This window comes from Sulfurimonas sp. HSL3-1, assembly GCF_039645995.1.
Lineage (GTDB): Bacteria > Campylobacterota > Campylobacteria > Campylobacterales > Sulfurimonadaceae > Thiomicrolovo > Thiomicrolovo diazotrophicus.
The window spans coordinates 1,627,468-1,644,213 of sequence record NZ_CP147920.1; the positions used below are offsets into that span (position 1 = coordinate 1,627,468).

Genomic DNA, 16,746 nt, shown 5'->3' on the forward strand with positions numbered 1-16,746 from the left:
GATTAAAAAAAGCGTGCTGTATTTTTTATAATTTTTGTGAATATAACGTCAAGGGGTAAAGCGTCGATCTGGAACGTCGGAGCGCGGCAGCTGTTTTCCCCATAGGATCATGCGAAAAAGGTGCGCTTGACTACTTCGACATTGTGCAGGTGCATGTGCAAAGCGATCGCTTTGTCATCGGGTTTTTCCGCCTGGGCCGCAATCCACTTTTCGGGGGTGTACGCGGTGATGGCATCAAAGGTCTTCAAGATAGCCCTGTCCCAAATGGCGGGCCTGGGAACATCCGTGAACCGCCCCTGGTCATCTGCCCGTTTGAAGCGTATGAGCGCTTCGAGCAGCGTTTCATCGCTCTTAAAACGCTCAAAGAAATCCGTAATGTGGTAAATGCTCATCTGCGGAAGCTTGGGCAGCTTGGTGTGCATTTCGCTCAGAAAAAGGATCTGCGCTTTCATCTGCTCCGGGATCGCCATGTCGATCCGCGGCGCGATCTTGTCCGGGTCCCCGTGATGCGTGCCGTTGCCGTATGTCCGGAAACAGTAGGGTTTGGCAATGTCGTGGTAGAGCGCCGTCAGCTTCAGCAGCGGGGTCTCGTGTTTCAGCTCGCGTAGCACCATCATGACGTGCGCAAAGAGTGAAGCCTCGCGGTGGTACTTCGTCCCCTCTTTGAACGTCGTCAAGGCAAAAAGAGACGGGAACACGGCATCGAGTACCCCCAGCTCGAAGAGCGTTTCAAAAAAGAGGTGGGTATCCGGGAGCACGAGCACCTGCTGCACTTCGTTCCAGACCTGTTCCGGCGGCAGCTGCGTCAGCGCTTCGTGCATGCCGTAAATCAGGACCCTTGTCGTGGCATGAATGTTCCACCCGGTGCCGAACGTTGCACGCAGACGCGCCAACCGCAGGACGTTCAGCGGCGCTTCCGCAAAAGCCTCGGAAGCGTGGCGCAGCATCCGTTTCTCGATATCCTCCCGCCCGTTGCTGGGGTCGACATAGAGCTCTTCTTGTTCCTCGTAGGCGACGGCATCGATGCTCAGCCCCTGCCGCAGCAGCACCGCCTCAATGCTCTCCCCAGGGGCTGCCAGCGTCAGCGTACTGCCGTCTTCTCTCACAAAGTGCGGATGCGCCCCCTCCACCTGCTCCAGGTGCGCAAAATCCGCCGGCGCGTACCCTACGGCGACATACGCTCTGTCGCCGGAAGCCCTGCCCATCAGTGTGTCTCTGACAGCGGCGCCGACGAGGTAGATTCGCTTTTCCTGCACCTTGTTCTCCTTTATTGACGGATACCTAATCGATATGTGATGATCGTTTTATTTTGAATGCTGCCATTATATAGAAGATCACTCAAAAAGCGAAAAAACGATAGCGCTGGAAGAGGCATACGGAGAAGTGTACGGAGGTACGGTGAAGGGGTCGGCAGCGCAGGAGATGCGCCGCTGTTTTAGTTTTTGTCCTGGTCGACGATTTTGTTCGCCTTGATCCACGGCATCATTTCGCGCAGACGTGCACCGGTCTTTTCGAGCGGGTGCGCTTTGAGGTTGTTGCGCTCTGCGTTCATGCGCGGATAGCCCGCCTGGCCTTCGAGGACGAAGTCTTTGGCAAACTGGCCGTTCTGGATCTCTTTGAGGACCTGTTTCATCGCCGCTTTGGACTCTGCGTTGATGACGCGCGGGCCGGAGACCATGTCGCCGTACTCCGCCGTGTTGGAGATGGAGTAACGCATATCAGCGATACCGCCTTCGAAGATCAGGTCGACGATCAGTTTCATCTCGTGCAGACACTCGAAGTATGCCATCTCTTCCGGGTAGCCCGCTTCTGTCAGGGTTTCGAAACCGGCCTGGATCAGCGCGGAAACACCGCCGCAGAGAACAGCCTGCTCACCGAAAAGGTCTGTTTCCGTCTCGTCTTTGAAGGTCGTTTCGATAATACCCGTACGACCACCACCGATGGCGGAAGCGTAAGAGAGCGCAAGCTCCTTGGTCATGTTGGACGGGTTTTGACCGACGGCGATCAGGTCAGGGATACCGCCGCCTTTGACGAACTCGCTGCGGACCGTGTGGCCCGGCGCTTTCGGTGCGACCATCATAACGTTGATGTCGGCTGCCGGCTTGATGCGTCCGTAGTGGATGGAGAAACCGTGACCGAAAGCGATCGTCGCGCCCGGCTTGAGGTTCGGTGCGATTTCGTTCGCGTAGATCTCCGCCTGGTTTTCGTCCGGCAGAAGGATCATAATGACATCAGCCGCTGCGGATGCGTCGGCAACCGTCATGACTTCGAAACCTTTCGCTTCCGCTTTCGCCCAGCTGGAGCCGCCTTTGCGCAGACCGACAATTACTTCTACACCGCTGTCGCGGAGGTTTTCCGCGTGTGCGTGGCCCTGGGAGCCGAAACCGATCATCGCGACTTTTTTGCCCTTGATGATGCTGATATCGCAGTCTTTGTCATAGTACACATTCAATGCCATCAGTTAATCCCTTGGATTGTGGACGATCATCCCGCCTGTAAGGCGGTCCCCGCACCACAAAAATTTTGCGCATTGTACCAAAAAGTCGTGAAAGAGTAGTTTAGCTGCCGCTTAGGCCTTTGAAAACGGCAATTTCTTAATCGCCCCGCGCTTCGGGCATGCTAAAATTTCCAAAAAATTGCGGAAGAGAACGTATGAAAAAATTCAACCTCGTCAAAGAGATCATCTCCGTCGACAAACCGGCCATGATGGCCGCGGTCAACGGTGGAAAGCCCTTCGGCATCACCATGAAGGGGGAGATCCACTATCCCCCCTACGATGCGCGCAGCTGCTACCTTTTCCAGGGCAGCGTCGCGCGCCCGGCGCCCTCGGCCCTGATGCCGACTCAGCCAAAAAGCCTTGCCGAACTGCTCGGCGGGAACATGCAGGTCGTCGAAGTCGAAGACCGCATCCTCATCAAGGCCGCGCGCAACTGGCAGGAGATCATCGGCTATAACGTCCGCCACGCGGACTATGACGATACGACCGGCGACGGCGTCGCCGAATTCACCGACAGTGAACTCGAGGAGATCGGCTGGCAGGCGACCGAGTTCGGCATCAACTACCGCGAACTCGTCGAACTGATCGAGGCGCAGTGCGACGGCACCCTCTTCTGCATCGAAAACGAAGGGGAGAACTACCACTTCAGCGGGATGGGGTTTATCGACGACATGGACTGCGCCCGGAAACAGTGCTTTGACTACTGCGTCAAGAGGATCGAGACGCTGCTAAGAGAAGATGAGAGTTACCACGGCGCCGTGCTCAGCGGCGACGAGGAGGAGGCACTGGCCTTCTTCGGGGTCACTGTCCCAGATAGCGCTGTAGAATAACCATCGCCGAGAGCGAATCCACGCGGCCGTCGCGCTTATAGCGGATTTCGCCCTTCATCAGCGCTTCGGCCTCGAGGGAGCTGTCGCTCTCGTCCTGGTAGGCGACGGGCCCGTCGAAATCGACGAGGTTCATAAAGTGCGCGACGCGACGCCGCATCTCCTCCTCGCTGGAGCCGCCCATCGGGATCCCGACGACGACCTCTTGTATCCCCCACTCCGCGATGACGTCGCGCACGGCCTGCGACGCCTGGTTGCGGTTTTTGCGCTCAATAGCGGCCAGCGGAGTGACGACTGTACCGTCCGCGCTGTAAGCCAGTCCGATCCGCTTGAGCCCAAGGTCGATGCCCAGGAGAGGGAACTGCGTCGCCATTCCCTACTTCCCGAGGCAGAAGCTGCCGAACATCTTGTCGAGCATCTCTTCGTTGTCAAAGGGGCGGGTAATGGAGGCCAGGGACTGGATCGCTTCGCCGACGTGGAAGGAGAAGAGCTCCAGCTCCTGATCCTCCAGGGGCATAAAAGCGTTATCGATCGCCGCAAGCGCCCCTTTGACGGCATCGGTCTGGCGCTGGGAGATGAGCATCGTCTCTTCGGAAACGTTCTGACGGTCCATCCGCGACTGCAGCGCCTCGATCAGGACCGAGGTGTCCTGCTTGCAGCTCATACGCAGCGGGGTGTACTCCTTCAGCGGCGTCTCATCGAAACGCTGGGGCAGATCGGTCTTGTTCAATACGGCGATGAACGTGCGTTCATCTGTATGCTCTTCCATCAGCGAGAGGATCGCCTTATCCTCGCCGTCGAGCGCGCGGCTGCCGTCAAAGAGCGCGATGACGATGTCGCTCTCGCTCACCGCCTCGATGGAGCGTTCGATCCCGATCCGCTCGATCTCGTCTCCCGCCTCGCGGATCCCCGCCGTATCGACCATGCGGATCAGATGACTGCCGATACGCACCTGCTCCTCGATCGTATCGCGGGTCGTCCCGGCGATATCGCTGACGATGGCGCGGTTGTAATCGAGGAGGCTGTTGAGCAGCGAACTCTTGCCGACATTGGGTTTGCCGATAATGGCGACTTTGAACCCCTGCATCAGCCCCCTACGGCGTTCGCTCGACGCCAGGGTACGGCGCAGCGCGGCGGCAATCGTCTCGAGCTTTTTAATGATCTGGTCGATCAGGTCCTGAGGGAGGTCCTCCTCGGCGTAGTCGATGGAGACCTCCGAATAGGCCAGGATCTCCAGCAGTGCATCGCGGTTCCCTTCGACGAAGGTCCGCAAAGAGCCTTTCATCTGCTTGGCCAGGATCTTCGCGGCGTCTTCGCTCCGCGCCTCGATAAGCCGGGCGATCGCTTCTGCTTCGGTCAGATCGATGCGGCCGTTATGGAAAGCACGGCGGCTGAACTCGCCCGGTGTCGCCAGGCGCGCGCCGCCGGCCAGGGCCGCCTTCAGCACCTCCTCTGCCACGATCTGCCCGCCGTGGCACTGCAGTTCGACGACATCCTCGCCGGTAAAACTGCGCGGACCGCGGAAAAAAAGGACGATCGCTTCGTCGATCAGCTCGTTTTGGGCGTTATAGAGGGGGTAGAGGTGGGCGCGCCGGTCTTCAAGGGGACGCTGCCCCGTCAGCTTCGAGGCGATCGTCGTCGCCTGCGCGCCGCTGATGCGGATGATGGCGATGGAGCCGATCCCGTGCGCGGTCGCAATGGCGGCAATCGTATCGTTCATAATCAATAGTTGTGGTAATCGTTAATGATAATGTATTTTCCGCCGTCACGGGTCGTCCGGATGGCAACGTACTTGTCATGGTAGCGCTCACGCAGCTGCTTGAGGGCGATCTGCACGAGTACGCCGTCGAGGACGCGGGTCTGGGCATGACCGTCGCGGTCGACGCTTTCAAAAACCCCTGTCAGGTAGCGTGCCACCGACTCCTCCTGATTGTGGAGGAATTCGGCGATTTCCAGACGAAGCTGCAGCTGGTACTCGGCATTGATCCAGTTGAAGAGCATATAGGAGAGCGCCTTATAGCGGTACCCCTCTTTGCCGATCAGCAGCGCCGCGTCTTCCCCGTTGAACTCCACGAGCAGCGTATTATCGTCATAGACGGAGACGTGGATAGGTTCGAGTTTGAAACAGATCGTCTTGAAAAGGACGTTGAGTTTCGTCTCCACTTCTTCGGCGATGGCGTCAAGATCGTCGTCGCCTTCCGTATAGTGATCCTCGTCGGCGTAGACCTCTTCGTATTCGCTCTCGTCGTCTTCCGGATAGGCGATCGGCTCCGTCGGTGCCGGGAGTTCCTCCTCCGTGAGCAGCTGCGCCTCATCCTCGGCTTCGTCCGCGGCCCTGGGGCGGGCGACAATGACGGCATGCTTTCGCAGCAGGCCGAGGAACCCTTTACTGGGGTGTTGTACCACGACGATATCGAGTTCCGTCACCGAGCAGCTGAACTGTTTGGAAGCTTCGCTATACGCCGCTTCAAGCGTCGGCGCTTCGATCTTCTTCATATTCAGGCCTCGCCCCCGTTATGCTCTTTTTGCGCCAGGTGCGCTTCGTGGCGTGCCGCTTTGATCTTCGCATACTGCTTGTTCACCATGTACTGCTGCGCAATGGAGAGCAGGTTGTTCGTCAACCAGTAAAGCACCAGGCCTGACGGGAAGGTGACGAAGAAGAAGGTAAAGACGACCGGCAGGTATTTGAAGATCTTCTCCTGCATCGGGTCGGTAAAGTTGTTCGGCGTCATCTTCTGCTGGAAATACATGGAAGCACCCATCAGGATCGGCAGGATGTAGGTCGGGTCCATGCGGGAGAGGTCGCCGATCCAGAACATCCACGGCGCCCCCTGCAGCTCGACGGCGTTGAGCAGAACACGGTAGATCGCGAAGAAGACCGGGATCTGCAGCAGCAGCGGCAGACAGCCGCCCATCGGGTTGGCACCGTTCTTCTTGTAGAGCTCCATTACCGCCGCGTTCATGCGCTGCGGATCGCCCTTGTACTTCTCGCGCAGCTCTTTCATCTTCGGTGCGAGGTCCTTCATCTTCTGCATGGAGATCATCCCCTTGTAAGTCAGCGGATAGAGCACCAGACGGATCACGACGACCAGCGCGACGATCGCCCAGCCCCAGTTTCCGAAGAAGCCGTGCAGCCACAGCAGGAAACCAAAGAGCGGTTTCGCCGCCCAGGTAAACCAGCCGTACTCGATGGCGTTGACGAGTACCGGGTTGATCGATTCGAGCAGGCGGTAATCCTTCGGACCGATGAAGCCGTTGAAGCTCAGGGAGTCGGTAGCTTCGAGATACGCGATCGGGTTGTCACTGCGGTCACGGTCGATGTTGACGATGACCTCGGGATCGAGCCCGTAGAAGATGGAAGCGAAATACTGGTCAAAGGCCGAGAGCAGTTTCACGTCACGCAGCGCAGTGCGTCCCTCGACGTCGCCGTCTTCAAAGATATTGGAGACGCCGTCAGCCGTGTAGCCCATGACGCCGTGCACGGCCATCATCATCTGACCCTTGTGCTCCGCATGCTGCCCGACATAGAGGAAATAGCGCATCGGTTTGGAGAGGGAAACCTTGATGTCGTAGTGGCCGTCGGCGTAGAAGGTCAGTGTCTTCGTCACGGTCACCTGGGAAAGCGTCTGTGTGAGCGTCACGCTTTTCGTACCCGCCGCATCCAGTGTAAGGCTACTGGCATCCGCACGGTAAGGGACTTTGAGTGCTTCCGCATTGATAGCCTCGTCGGCAAAACGGATGAAGAGCGGCTGCGCGCCCTCCTGGGCAATGAGTTCCGTCGGCTTGTCATCGACGTAGTACTTCTTGTCTTTAAGCACCTTGGACACGATCCGGCCGAGGGTATCGATCTTGAGCGTAAATTCGGAGGACTCCACCGTCACCAGCTTCGTGGCGTCGGGGTTGGCCACTTTTTCGCTGACCGCCACCGTATGACCGACACCGTTGTCCGTGACTGCCGGGGTCGTCGCCTCGGTACCTACCCGCTCTTTGAGCGTGACGTTCTGCTCTGCGCTCTCCGGCATCTCCGGCGGGAAGATCGCAGTATAGACAATAAAGAAGACAAATGAAAGGACCACGGCCAGGATCAGCCGCTGGTTGGGACTCATTTTTTCAAACACACGTTAGCCTTTAAACGAAAAATTCTTGATGAGATAAAAGCGGTTTCCCGCTTTTGGAACGAGCCAGTACTTTATCCTATTAATGGTTAAATCTTGCGGATTCGGCCGCAATTTCGCCACCTCGACATAATCTATTCCCCCGGGGAACAGCTGGTTGCATGTGAGGATGCGTTTCGTCGAATAATAAAAAGCATAGAGAAGCGGATTCTGTTCGAACTGCTGACGGGTATACTCCGAGCAGCTGGGATAGTAGCGGCAGCTCCCCCGGCCGATCAGCGTGAAGCTGCGCTGATAGATCCAGATGATCCCGAGTACCAGCCGTCGAATCATACCTGAAGCGCCCCCACCCGCTCCGCCATTTTCCGGAGCGCTTTTTCCATCACGGCGTAGGGGGTCTCGACCGTCGCCGCCTTGGCGACAAGGATGTAACTGCCGGCGGCAAGCTGCGGTTCAAGACCGTAAAAGAGCGCACGCATACGGCGTTTGGCCCGGTTGCGTTTCACGGCGTTGCCGACTTTTTTGCTGGCAGTGAATCCGACGGTTATAAAAGGGGTGTTGGGGAGGTAGAAGAGGACAAGCGCAGGTGAATGCGCGCTTTTGCCCTTACGGTAGACCAGCTGAAACTCGCGGTTGTGTTTCAGCACTGCGGACGAACTCAGGCGGCCAGTTTCTTACGGCCCTTGGCACGACGTGCGTTGATGATCTTGCGGCCGTTTTTTGTCGCCATACGTGCACGGAAACCGTGGGTACGTTTACGAGGCGTGTTATGCGGTTGGTATGTTCTTTTCATGACCATTCCTCTCTGAAAATTTAGTGCGCAATTATGCCTAATTCATACTTAATAGTTATTTAAGGATAAGAAAAAGTCTGCCATTTTTTTCCCTGCCGGATGACTCAAAAGCCGCCGTTCGTATCGGCCGGCGGGATGAGCAGCTCTTTCAGCGGCGGCATGACCGACTGGTCCTTCGGCGTCGCGATATCGCTGAGGGCCTCCTTGATCTGCACGTGGCAGTCCCGGCAGCCCCGGATCACTTTATGCTCCTCTACCCCCACATTCTCGATCTTCTCGACGGGGTGGCAGGCGAAACACTCGCTGCCGCATTCGGCCATGGCGTTGGGGTCGGCGCTGTGGCAATCGATACAGCCGAGCATCGGCTTATGACGCGGATCGTTCTGGATCGTCGGCAACAGTTTCGGGTGACAGGTAAGGCAATCCCCCGTACAGGCCAGGAGCGTCGCGAAAAGCCCCGGCATCACTACCGGGAGGAGTAAAAGGCGTTTGAGCATTTTCATACCGGGATTGTAGCGCGTCCGGATTAATCGACGGCCACGGTGATCTCTTCGCCCTCGGCATCGAAGACGACCCGGTTCCCCTCTTCGACCTCGCCGCCGAGAATCAGGTCGGCCAGGCGGTCTTCGACGATCTCGTAGAGCGCACGCTTCAGCGGGCGCGCCCCGTAAACCGGGTCGAAACCGGCCCGTGCGATGAGCCGTTTCGCCTCATCCGTCAGCGTCAGCGAAATGTTCCGCTCTTCCACCTTCTTGGCGATGGCCTCGAAGAAGAGGTCGACGATGGCGATGATCTGATCCTCGCCCAGCGGGTTGAAGATGACGACGTCGTCGAGGCGGTTGAGGAACTCCGGCTTGAATTTGCCGCGCAGTTCGCCCAGTACCACCTCTTCGAGGTTCGGGTCCCCCTGCATCGTCATGATCTTGTCGCTGGCGATGTTGGAGGTGAGGATGATGATCGTATTGGTGAAATCGACCGTCACCCCCTTGTTGTCCGTCAGCCGTCCGTCGTCGAGCACCTGCAGGAGCATGTTAAAGACGTCCGGATGCGCTTTTTCCACCTCGTCGAACAGTACGACGCTGTAGGGTTTGCGGCGCACCGCCTCGGTCAGCTGCCCGCCCTCTTCGTAGCCGACGTACCCCGGAGGCGCACCGACCAGACGGGAGACCGCATGTTTCTCCATGTATTCGCTCATGTCCAGACGGATCAGCGCCTCTTCGCTGTCGAAGAGGAACTTGGCCAGAGTCTTGGCCGTCTGGGTTTTCCCGACCCCGGTCGGCCCCAGGAACATGAACGATCCGATCGGGCGGTCGGCGTCGGAGAGACCCGCTTTGTTACGCTTGATGGCGCGGGCGACGGCGTGGGTCGCCTTGTCCTGCCCGACGACATCGCGGTTGAGTTCATCCTCGATATGGAGGATCTTTTCGCGTTCGCTCTGCAGCATCTTCGTCACAGGAATCCCCGTCCAGCGGCTAACGATCCCGGCGATGGAGGCTTCGTCAACGCTGTTTTTGAGCAGGGTGCCCTCCCCCTGCATCGCTTTCCACTTCTCCTGGAGCGCAACTTCTTCTTCGCCCAGCTGCGGGATCTTGCCGTACTCGATCTCGGCGGCCTTGTTGAACTCGCCCTGCTGCTTCGCCAGTTCCGCTTCGCGGCGCTTGGCCTCGATCTCGCCTTTGATGGCGGCGATGCGCTCGAAAACCTCTTTTTCCCCCTGGTACTGCGCCTCGAGGGTCCGTTTCTCCTCTTCGGCGTCCGCCAGCTCTTTTTCGATCTCGCCCAGACGCTTCTCATTGGCCGGGTTCTCGTCCATTTTCAGTGCCTCTTTCTCGACCTGAAGCTCCTGGATCTTGCGTTTCGCGCCGGAGAGTGCATGCGGTTCGGACTCGATCTGCATCTTCAGCTCCGCCGCCGCTTCGTCGATCAGGTCGATCGCCTTGTCCGGCAGGAAGCGGTCGGAGATGTAGCGGTCGGACAGCTTCGCTGCCGCCACCAGCGCCGCATCGGTGATGGTGACGTTGTGGTGCCCTTCAAGGCGCTCTTTGATCCCACGCAGGATCTGCAGTGCCTGATTGATGGAGGGCTCGTCCACCGTCACCGGCTGGAAACGGCGCTGCAGGGCCGCGTCTTTTTCAAAGTACTTGCGGTACTCCTTGAGCGTCGTCGCGCCGATCGTGTGCAGTTCGCCACGGGCCAGCGCCGGCTTGAGGATATTCGCCGCGTCCATGCTCCCCTCCGACGCCCCCGCGCCGACGATGGTATGGATCTCGTCGATAAAGAGGATAACGTTACCGCTCTGCTTCACCTCGTCGATGACCGCCTTGAGACGGTCCTCGAACTCGCCGCGGTACTTCGCCCCGGCGATGAGGGCACTCATATCCAGCGCCACGACCTTTTTATTCTGCAGGGAAAGCGGCACCTCTTTATTATAGATGCGCTGCGCCAGTCCTTCGACCAAGGCGGTTTTACCGACCCCCGGTTCGCCGAGGAGAATCGGGTTGTTCTTCGTTTTGCGGATGAGGATCTGCATCATGCGCTGCACCTCTTCGTCACGGCCGATCACGGGGGCGAGTTCGCCCGCCGCCGCCTGCGCCGTCAGGTCAATCCCGTACTTGGAGAGGCTCTCGAGGTTCTCGTCCGCCGTCTGGCTCTCGATCTTCTGCCCGCCGCGCATCGCTTCAAAGGTCTTGCGCAGTTCCATCTTGTCGATGTACTTGCCGAGGATCGTGCCGAAGGGCTCGCTCTCCAGGTTGCCGAGGATGAAACTGTCGACGGCCATGTAGCTGTCACCGTTGCGCGTCATCTCACCCACGCCCCGCTCAAGGGCCTGTACGAGGTTGCGCGAGATCCGCATGTTCTCCTTGCTCACCCCGCTGCTTTTGGGAAGCTTGTCCGCCGCGCTTTTGACGTCAAGCTCGATCGCGCTTTTATCAACGCCCATCTTCCGAAGGGCCTGGTTCAGGACGCTGTCGCTGTTCGTGAGCAGCGCCCAAAAGGCATGTACCGGCTCGACTTCGTTGTTCTGGTTATGCAGCCCCAGCGAAAGGGCCGATTCGATGGTCTGTGTCATCTGATGGGTCAGTTTTTCAAAAATCGTATTCATTTTATGCGTCCTTTATCAGCTGCTATTGAGTGGAATGATTATAGCATCTTTAGTCTAGTGGTGTCAACTATACTTGATACAGTAAGACTAAAGATTCATCAACCCTATCCATCATGCCGCTTTTTTCTGCACGGCATACCACGGTCTGCATGCTTTTATTTTACTATTGTTTGACTATAATAGACGCTCAAAAATTGCGAGACTGGAAAGCAGCAGAAAATGAAAAAGAAAAAGATGATGGCGATGGGCTTTCTCACGGCAACGGCGGCCGTAGCCCTGACCTATTCCACCGCCCTCCTCGCCGACGCACCCACCGAGGGAACACCGACGGTTGAAGCTTCCCGGCTCCAGGCGTTGGCGAAATTCACTAAGGTCCTCAGTATCGTCGAAAAATATTACGTCGACGAGGAGAGCATCGAGACCCTGATGAACAAATCCATCGAGGGAATGATGGGCAAACTCGACGCCCACTCCTCCTACCTGAACCAGAAGGGCTTTAAAGACCTCCAGGTGCAGACCAAGGGCGAGTTCGGCGGCCTGGGGATCACCGTCGGTATCAAAGACGGTGCCCTGACCGTCATCGCGCCGATCGAAGGCACCCCGGCGGACAAGGCCGGTCTGCAGGCGGGCGACATCATTCTCAAGATCGATGACACCCCGACAATCGATATGGACATCGATGAAGCGGTCCATCTTATGCGCGGCAAGCCGAAAACGCCGATTGACATCACCATCGTCCGCAAAGGCGAGACCAAACCCTTCCCGGTCCACATTATCCGCGACGTCATCAAGATCCAGTCCGTCTATGCCAAGACCATCGGCGACGACACCGTCTACCTGCGTGTCACGAGTTTTGACCAAAAAGTCGTCGAGGGTATCTCGAAGGCGATCCGCCAGCATAACGGCGACGCCAAAGGGTTCATTCTCGACCTGCGCAACAACCCCGGCGGTCTGCTTGACCAGGCCGTCGGCCTCGTCGACCTTTTTGTCGATAAAGGGGTCATCGTTTCGCAAAAGGGGCGTGACGAACGCGAAAACACCGAATACAGCGCCCACAAATCCGCAACTCTGACGAAGAAGCCCCTCGTCGTCCTCGTCAACGAGGGGAGCGCATCAGCCTCCGAGATCGTCAGCGGCGCCCTGCAGGACCACAAACGTGCCGTGCTTGTCGGCAAAAAGACCTTCGGGAAAGGCTCCGTCCAGGTCATTCTGCCGATCAGCGATAACGAGGCCATCAAGCTGACGGTCGCGCGCTACTACCTCCCAAGCGGCCGGACGATCCAGGCGATCGGCGTGACCCCTGACGTCCTGGTCGATCGCGGTGTCGTACCGAAGACCGACGACGACGAGTTTTCGATCAAAGAGGCCGACCTGAAGATGCACCTTAAAAGCGAGCTGCAGAAGATCGACGGCAATACCACCAAGAGCGGTGAGGACGAAAAGGTGGACAGCAACATCATCACCGAAAAACAGATCGGCAACGATATTCAGCTCAAAGAGGCTGTTGACATTCTCAAAGCACTTACCATCGTGAAAGGAACACATTAATGGAAAAACGCGAACTGCTGTATGAAGGCAAGGCAAAAAAACTTTTTACGACGGACGATCAGAACCTGCTGATCTCCGAGTTCAAAGATGACCTGACCGCATTCAACGGCGCCAAGAAATCGAGTGAAGCGGGCAAAGGCGCCCTCAATAACAAGATTTCGACGGAACTCTTCAAACTGATCGAATCGAAGGGCGTTCCGACGCACTTCGTTGGTATGCTCGACGACAACCATATGCTGCACAAGCGCGTCGACGTCATTCTGATCGAAGTGATCGTCCGGAATATCGCGACCGGAAGCCTGAGCAAAAACCTCGGGATCGAGGACGGAAAGGTCCTCCCCTTCACCCTCGTCGAATTCGATTATAAAAACGATGAACTCGGAGACCCGAAACTGAACGATCAGCACGCCCTGATCCTCGGTCTCGTCGACTACCAGGACGAGCTTGACAAGATCCGCCGCATGGCCCGCCAGGTCAACGACATCCTCAAACCCTACTTTGCCGAAAAAGGGCTCAACCTCGTCGACTTCAAACTCGAATTCGGCAAGGACAAAGAGGGCAACATCATCCTCGCCGACGAGATCAGCCCGGACAACTGCCGTTTCTGGGATATGGAAACCGGTGAAAAGATGGACAAAGACCGTTTCCGCCAGGGACTCGGTGGACTCAAAGTGGCCTACGAAGAGGTCCTCAACCGTATTTTGGGAGCAAAGTAATGAAAGCAATCGTCAACGTATTTTTGAAGCAGGGTGTCCTGGATTCACAGGGCAAAGCCGTCCATCACGCGCTGGACTCACTCAAATTCGACGGCGTCAACGACGTCCGCGTCGGTAAGCAGATCATCCTTGACCTCTCCGCCGCCGATGAAGCGAGCGCCAAAGCGGAGGTCACCGAAATGTGCGAATCCCTGCTGGCCAATACCGTTATCGAAGATTACGCCATCGAGATCGTCTCATGAAAGTCTCCATCATTCAGTTTCCCGGAACGAACTGCGAGTATGACACGCAGTACGCTTTCGAAAAGCTGGGGGCGGCGACGGAGCTCGTCTGGCATAAAGAGACCAAAATCGCCGACGATACGGACCTCGTCGTCGTCGCGGGCGGGTTCAGCTACGGCGACTACCTGCGCAGCGGCGCTATCGCCCGTTTCAGCCCCGTCATGCAGGCGGTCGAGGCCCACGCCAATCGCGGCGGAAAAGTCCTCGGTATCTGTAACGGCTTCCAGGTCCTGACCGAGTCACGGCTGCTGCCGGGCGCGCTCAAGCGCAACGAGCACCTCCACTTCATCTCCCGCCATCACCACCTCAAAGTCGTCGGGAACGAGAACGCATTCCTGAACAAGCTGGACAAGGGCGATGTCGTGAACATCCCCATCGCTCACCACGACGGGAACTACTATATCGATCCGGACGGTCTCAAGGCGCTTTACGACAATGACCAGGTACTGCTGCACTACTGCGATGCCGAGGGCAGCATCAGCAACCCCAACGGGTCCGTCGACGCCATCGCCGGCGTCTGCAACGCCGCCAAGAACGTATTCGGACTGATGCCGCACCCCGAACGCGCCATGGAAGCTATTCTCGGCTCCGCGGACGGCAAGGCGATGCTTGAAGGGTTCTTCGCTTCATAATGCGTTCACTCCTGCTGCTCCTCTGGCTCGGTACTATTGGCCTCCTGCAGGCCGTCACAATCGTCACCGACCTCCCCGAAACCGTTATGCCCTTTACCATGCAGGCCGAAGAGCCGAATGATGCGGCCGAGGTCGAAAGCGCCGACTTTTCCGTGCAGGAGGATGAGACGCCCGATACCCGCCATCTCTACGCCACGCTTGTCGAAAAGCCCGAGCGGCTCTTCAAAGGCGAGATCGTCTCCATCGTCATCCGGACCGTCATCACCACCGACCTTTTCGACGACCTCTCCTACCGTTTCAGCGGCGGCAGCGGCCTCTCACTGCTCAGCGACTCCCCCGAACGGGAGCGGCAGGAGCACACCTACCTTGACCGCTTCTATTTCAAAGTCACCGGAAAGCGCGCCCTGCTGCCCGATATCACCCCGGTCCTGACCCTGGGATACGGCGAAGAGGAGAGCTCCGCTCCCATCCAGGGCGGGGCTATCGAAGCAACGGTGCTCAATCCTCCGAAAAATTTCTGCGGCATCCTGGCGGACCGTTTCGCGATCACCCATGTCAAGACCACCGTCTACGACAAGGGGCACAACATCATCGTGATCTCGGCCGATGCCAACCGCAGCGACCTGAGGGACTTCCACCTCTCCGAGGCCGGAAAGCAGGACTTTGAATCGCTGCAGATCAACCCGCACTTCGCCTCGATGAGCTACTATGCCGTCCTGCCCAAAACCGTCGAAGTCCTCCGTTTCCAGTACTTCAACCTGCAGAACAAACGGTATGAACGCATCAGTATCCCGATCGAGGTCGACGACGATCTCGTCTCAACGACGAGCGATATCAATCCGATCGAGCACGGGCATGTGGCCCAGAAGACGATCATCTTCCTCGTGCTGTTCCTCCTCTTTTTCCTGCTGGCACTCTGGAAACGCTCCTGGACCCTTCTGGCCGTCGGCATCGCGGCCGGGGGCTATGCCGCCTGGCTCAATATCCCGCTGCAGCAGGTCTGTATCAAAGAGGGAGCGCCCATCTACCTGCTGCCGATGCGCAACGCGACGGTCTTCGAGATCACGCCGCAGCGCCACCAGCTCGATGCCGAAGGGCATAGCAAAGGCTATACGAAGATTCGCCTCCAGAACGATCAGATCGGTTGGGTCAAGAATGAAGATACTTGCGCGGATTAACTGGGTTTACAGCACCCTCGTCATCTTTACGGGTCTGCTGCTCAAGATCCTCTTCTATCCCTTCGTCCCCCGTCCCTACGCCTCCAAAATCGCCGCCTGGTTCATCCGGCTTCTGATCTTCGTGCACGTCCGCAAAGTCGGCGAGCCCGACCCCGAGGCGCAGATGTATATCATCAACCATCAAAGCGAACTCGACATCGGCGTGATCGAGAGTACGACGCAACGCGAACTCGCCTGGGTGGCCAAAAAAGAGCTCTTTGAAGTGCCCTTTTTCTCCCTGGCCGTCCGTCTCTCCCGGGAGATCCCCCTGGAGCGCGAGAGCAAAAGCGCCCTCGTTGCCCTCCTCAAGGCGGCCAAGGAGCGCATTGACGATGGGAGAATCGTCTGTATCTTTCCGGAGGGGACGCGTTCGGAAAGCGGCCGGATGCGCCGCTTCAAACCCGGGGCGAAACTGATCGCCGACAAGCTCGGCCTGACGGTACAGCCCGTCGTGCTGATCCACACCGCCCGTTTCTTCAGCACCAAGCGCATGACGGCCGCGCCGGGAATGATCACCGCGATCTATCTGGAAAGTTTCACCGCGGACAAAAGCGATAAAAAGTGGCTTGAAACCGTGCAGCATCAGATGCAAGAAACCTATGACCGCTATGTACAAAAGGAAAACGTATGAGCTTGACCACCCTGCTCGCTATCGGAAGCGGCGGCTTTATCGGTGCCGTGCTGCGCGCCTATCTCAACGGCCTCATCTCCCACCGCGTGCCGCATGACCTCCCCTTCGGCACCCTCGGCGTCAATCTGATCGGCAGTTTCATCATGGGGATTCTCGTCGCCTACTTCATGTACACGACCTATTTTTCCCTGCACGTCAAATCGTTCCTCTCGACGGGGATTCTGGGCGCCCTGACGACCTATTCGACCTTCGCGATCGAGAGCGTCATGCTGCTCAGCGGCGGCCATATCGCGCTGGCTGCCGCCAATATCGGACTGAATGCCCTGGGTACCGTGCTGATGGCCGGCGGGGGATTCAAACTGGCGTCGGCCCTGCTGCGGTGAGCG

At 57.8% G+C, this 16,746-nt stretch carries 19 protein-coding genes; 8 read left to right on the forward strand and 11 right to left on the reverse strand.

The window, feature by feature from the left end; translation table 11 throughout:
- Positions 1 to 107: 107 nt before the first annotated feature.
- Positions 108 to 1,256, reverse strand: a complete 1,149-nt coding sequence (locus WCY31_RS08455) for a polynucleotide adenylyltransferase (RefSeq protein ID WP_345972044.1) — start codon at positions 1,254 to 1,256, stop codon at positions 108 to 110.
- A gap of 179 nt (positions 1,257 to 1,435) precedes the next feature.
- Complete coding sequence (gene ilvC, locus WCY31_RS08460) at positions 1,436 to 2,458, reverse strand: ketol-acid reductoisomerase (RefSeq protein ID WP_231018496.1); 1,023 nt, start codon at positions 2,456 to 2,458, stop codon at positions 1,436 to 1,438.
- Between the two features lie 194 nt (positions 2,459 to 2,652).
- On the opposite strand from ilvC, the gene WCY31_RS08465 reads away from it, so the two are divergent.
- Positions 2,653 to 3,327, forward strand: a complete 675-nt coding sequence (locus WCY31_RS08465) for a hypothetical protein (RefSeq protein ID WP_345972045.1) — start codon at positions 2,653 to 2,655, stop codon at positions 3,325 to 3,327.
- On the opposite strand, the gene ruvX is transcribed toward WCY31_RS08465, so the two are convergent.
- The 9 genes from ruvX to WCY31_RS08510 form a co-directional block, all read right to left on the reverse strand.
- Positions 3,299 to 3,697, reverse strand: coding sequence for a Holliday junction resolvase RuvX (gene ruvX / locus WCY31_RS08470; RefSeq protein WP_345969370.1), 399 nt, complete (start codon positions 3,695 to 3,697; stop codon positions 3,299 to 3,301). The genes WCY31_RS08465 and ruvX overlap by 29 nt on opposite strands.
- Positions 3,698 to 3,700: 3 nt before the next feature.
- Positions 3,701 to 5,050 carry a tRNA uridine-5-carboxymethylaminomethyl(34) synthesis GTPase MnmE gene (mnmE, locus tag WCY31_RS08475; protein WP_345972046.1) on the reverse strand — a complete coding sequence of 450 codons (1,350 nt, stop codon included), beginning with the start codon at positions 5,048 to 5,050 and terminating at the stop codon, positions 3,701 to 3,703.
- The gene (locus WCY31_RS08480; RefSeq protein WP_345972048.1) at positions 5,047 to 5,820 is read right to left on the reverse strand and encodes a Jag N-terminal domain-containing protein; all 774 of its coding nucleotides are present in this window, start codon (positions 5,818 to 5,820) and stop codon (positions 5,047 to 5,049) included. The genes mnmE and WCY31_RS08480 overlap by 4 nt, the downstream gene beginning before the upstream one ends.
- A gap of 2 nt (positions 5,821 to 5,822) precedes the next feature.
- The gene (gene yidC, locus WCY31_RS08485) at positions 5,823 to 7,442 is read right to left on the reverse strand and encodes a membrane protein insertase YidC (protein ID WP_345972049.1); all 1,620 of its coding nucleotides are present in this window, start codon (positions 7,440 to 7,442) and stop codon (positions 5,823 to 5,825) included.
- A gap of 3 nt (positions 7,443 to 7,445) precedes the next feature.
- Complete coding sequence (gene yidD, locus WCY31_RS08490) at positions 7,446 to 7,772, reverse strand: membrane protein insertion efficiency factor YidD (protein ID WP_345972050.1); 327 nt, start codon at positions 7,770 to 7,772, stop codon at positions 7,446 to 7,448.
- Positions 7,769 to 8,086: a ribonuclease P protein component gene (gene rnpA / locus WCY31_RS08495; protein WP_345969374.1), complete on the reverse strand. Its 318-nt coding sequence runs from the start codon at positions 8,084 to 8,086 to the stop codon at positions 7,769 to 7,771. The genes yidD and rnpA overlap by 4 nt, the downstream gene beginning before the upstream one ends.
- 11 nt (positions 8,087 to 8,097) lie before the next feature.
- A complete protein-coding gene (gene rpmH, locus WCY31_RS08500; protein ID WP_231018503.1) occupies positions 8,098 to 8,232 on the reverse strand; it encodes a 50S ribosomal protein L34 in 135 nt (44 codons plus the stop codon).
- A gap of 104 nt (positions 8,233 to 8,336) precedes the next feature.
- Positions 8,337 to 8,735 (reverse strand): hypothetical protein, encoded by a 399-nt coding sequence (locus WCY31_RS08505; protein WP_345972051.1) that lies wholly within the window; start codon positions 8,733 to 8,735, stop codon positions 8,337 to 8,339.
- Between the two features lie 23 nt (positions 8,736 to 8,758).
- Positions 8,759 to 11,335 carry an ATP-dependent Clp protease ATP-binding subunit gene (locus WCY31_RS08510; protein WP_345972052.1) on the reverse strand — a complete coding sequence of 859 codons (2,577 nt, stop codon included), beginning with the start codon at positions 11,333 to 11,335 and terminating at the stop codon, positions 8,759 to 8,761.
- 219 nt (positions 11,336 to 11,554) lie between these two features.
- On the opposite strand from WCY31_RS08510, the gene WCY31_RS08515 reads away from it, so the two are divergent.
- Genes WCY31_RS08515 through crcB form a run of 7 tightly spaced genes read left to right on the forward strand, consistent with a single transcriptional unit; the run spans position 11,555 to position 16,743 of the window.
- Positions 11,555 to 12,883 carry a S41 family peptidase gene (locus tag WCY31_RS08515; RefSeq protein ID WP_345969377.1) on the forward strand — a complete coding sequence of 443 codons (1,329 nt, stop codon included), beginning with the start codon at positions 11,555 to 11,557 and terminating at the stop codon, positions 12,881 to 12,883.
- Complete coding sequence (gene purC / locus WCY31_RS08520; protein ID WP_345969378.1) at positions 12,883 to 13,599, forward strand: phosphoribosylaminoimidazolesuccinocarboxamide synthase; 717 nt, start codon at positions 12,883 to 12,885, stop codon at positions 13,597 to 13,599. Before WCY31_RS08515 ends, purC begins: the two co-directional genes overlap by 1 nt.
- The gene (gene purS / locus WCY31_RS08525) at positions 13,599 to 13,841 is read left to right on the forward strand and encodes a phosphoribosylformylglycinamidine synthase subunit PurS (RefSeq protein ID WP_345969379.1); all 243 of its coding nucleotides are present in this window, start codon (positions 13,599 to 13,601) and stop codon (positions 13,839 to 13,841) included. Before purC ends, purS begins: the two co-directional genes overlap by 1 nt.
- Positions 13,838 to 14,512 carry a phosphoribosylformylglycinamidine synthase subunit PurQ gene (purQ, locus tag WCY31_RS08530; protein WP_345969380.1) on the forward strand — a complete coding sequence of 225 codons (675 nt, stop codon included), beginning with the start codon at positions 13,838 to 13,840 and terminating at the stop codon, positions 14,510 to 14,512. Before purS ends, purQ begins: the two co-directional genes overlap by 4 nt.
- A complete protein-coding gene (locus tag WCY31_RS08535) occupies positions 14,512 to 15,690 on the forward strand; it encodes a hypothetical protein (RefSeq protein ID WP_345972053.1) in 1,179 nt (392 codons plus the stop codon). The genes purQ and WCY31_RS08535 overlap by 1 nt, the downstream gene beginning before the upstream one ends.
- Positions 15,668 to 16,360 (forward strand): lysophospholipid acyltransferase family protein, encoded by a 693-nt coding sequence (locus WCY31_RS08540; protein ID WP_345969382.1) that lies wholly within the window; start codon positions 15,668 to 15,670, stop codon positions 16,358 to 16,360. The genes WCY31_RS08535 and WCY31_RS08540 overlap by 23 nt, the downstream gene beginning before the upstream one ends.
- Positions 16,357 to 16,743: a fluoride efflux transporter CrcB gene (gene crcB / locus WCY31_RS08545; RefSeq protein ID WP_345969383.1), complete on the forward strand. Its 387-nt coding sequence runs from the start codon at positions 16,357 to 16,359 to the stop codon at positions 16,741 to 16,743. The genes WCY31_RS08540 and crcB overlap by 4 nt, the downstream gene beginning before the upstream one ends.
- Positions 16,744 to 16,746: the final 3 nt, after the last annotated feature.

Coding starts and splice junctions, on each gene's coding strand:
- purS (WP_345969379.1), top strand. CDS start 13,599: ATGAAAGCAATCGTCAACGTATTTTTGAAGCAGGGTGTCCTGGATTCA.
- ilvC (WP_231018496.1), bottom strand. CDS start 2,458: ATGGCATTGAATGTGTACTATGACAAAGACTGCGATATCAGCATCATC.
- WCY31_RS08515 (WP_345969377.1), top strand. CDS start 11,555: ATGAAAAAGAAAAAGATGATGGCGATGGGCTTTCTCACGGCAACGGCG.
- crcB (WP_345969383.1), top strand. CDS start 16,357: ATGAGCTTGACCACCCTGCTCGCTATCGGAAGCGGCGGCTTTATCGGT.
- ruvX (WP_345969370.1), bottom strand. CDS start 3,697: ATGGCGACGCAGTTCCCTCTCCTGGGCATCGACCTTGGGCTCAAGCGG.
- purQ (WP_345969380.1), top strand. CDS start 13,838: ATGAAAGTCTCCATCATTCAGTTTCCCGGAACGAACTGCGAGTATGAC.
- WCY31_RS08465 (WP_345972045.1), top strand. CDS start 2,653: ATGAAAAAATTCAACCTCGTCAAAGAGATCATCTCCGTCGACAAACCG.
- purC (WP_345969378.1), top strand. CDS start 12,883: ATGGAAAAACGCGAACTGCTGTATGAAGGCAAGGCAAAAAAACTTTTT.
- WCY31_RS08535 (WP_345972053.1), top strand. CDS start 14,512: ATGCGTTCACTCCTGCTGCTCCTCTGGCTCGGTACTATTGGCCTCCTG.
- WCY31_RS08510 (WP_345972052.1), bottom strand. CDS start 11,335: ATGAATACGATTTTTGAAAAACTGACCCATCAGATGACACAGACCATC.
- rpmH (WP_231018503.1), bottom strand. CDS start 8,232: ATGAAAAGAACATACCAACCGCATAACACGCCTCGTAAACGTACCCAC.
- yidD (WP_345972050.1), bottom strand. CDS start 7,772: ATGATTCGACGGCTGGTACTCGGGATCATCTGGATCTATCAGCGCAGC.
- WCY31_RS08540 (WP_345969382.1), top strand. CDS start 15,668: ATGAAGATACTTGCGCGGATTAACTGGGTTTACAGCACCCTCGTCATC.
- WCY31_RS08505 (WP_345972051.1), bottom strand. CDS start 8,735: ATGAAAATGCTCAAACGCCTTTTACTCCTCCCGGTAGTGATGCCGGGG.
- WCY31_RS08480 (WP_345972048.1), bottom strand. CDS start 5,820: ATGAAGAAGATCGAAGCGCCGACGCTTGAAGCGGCGTATAGCGAAGCT.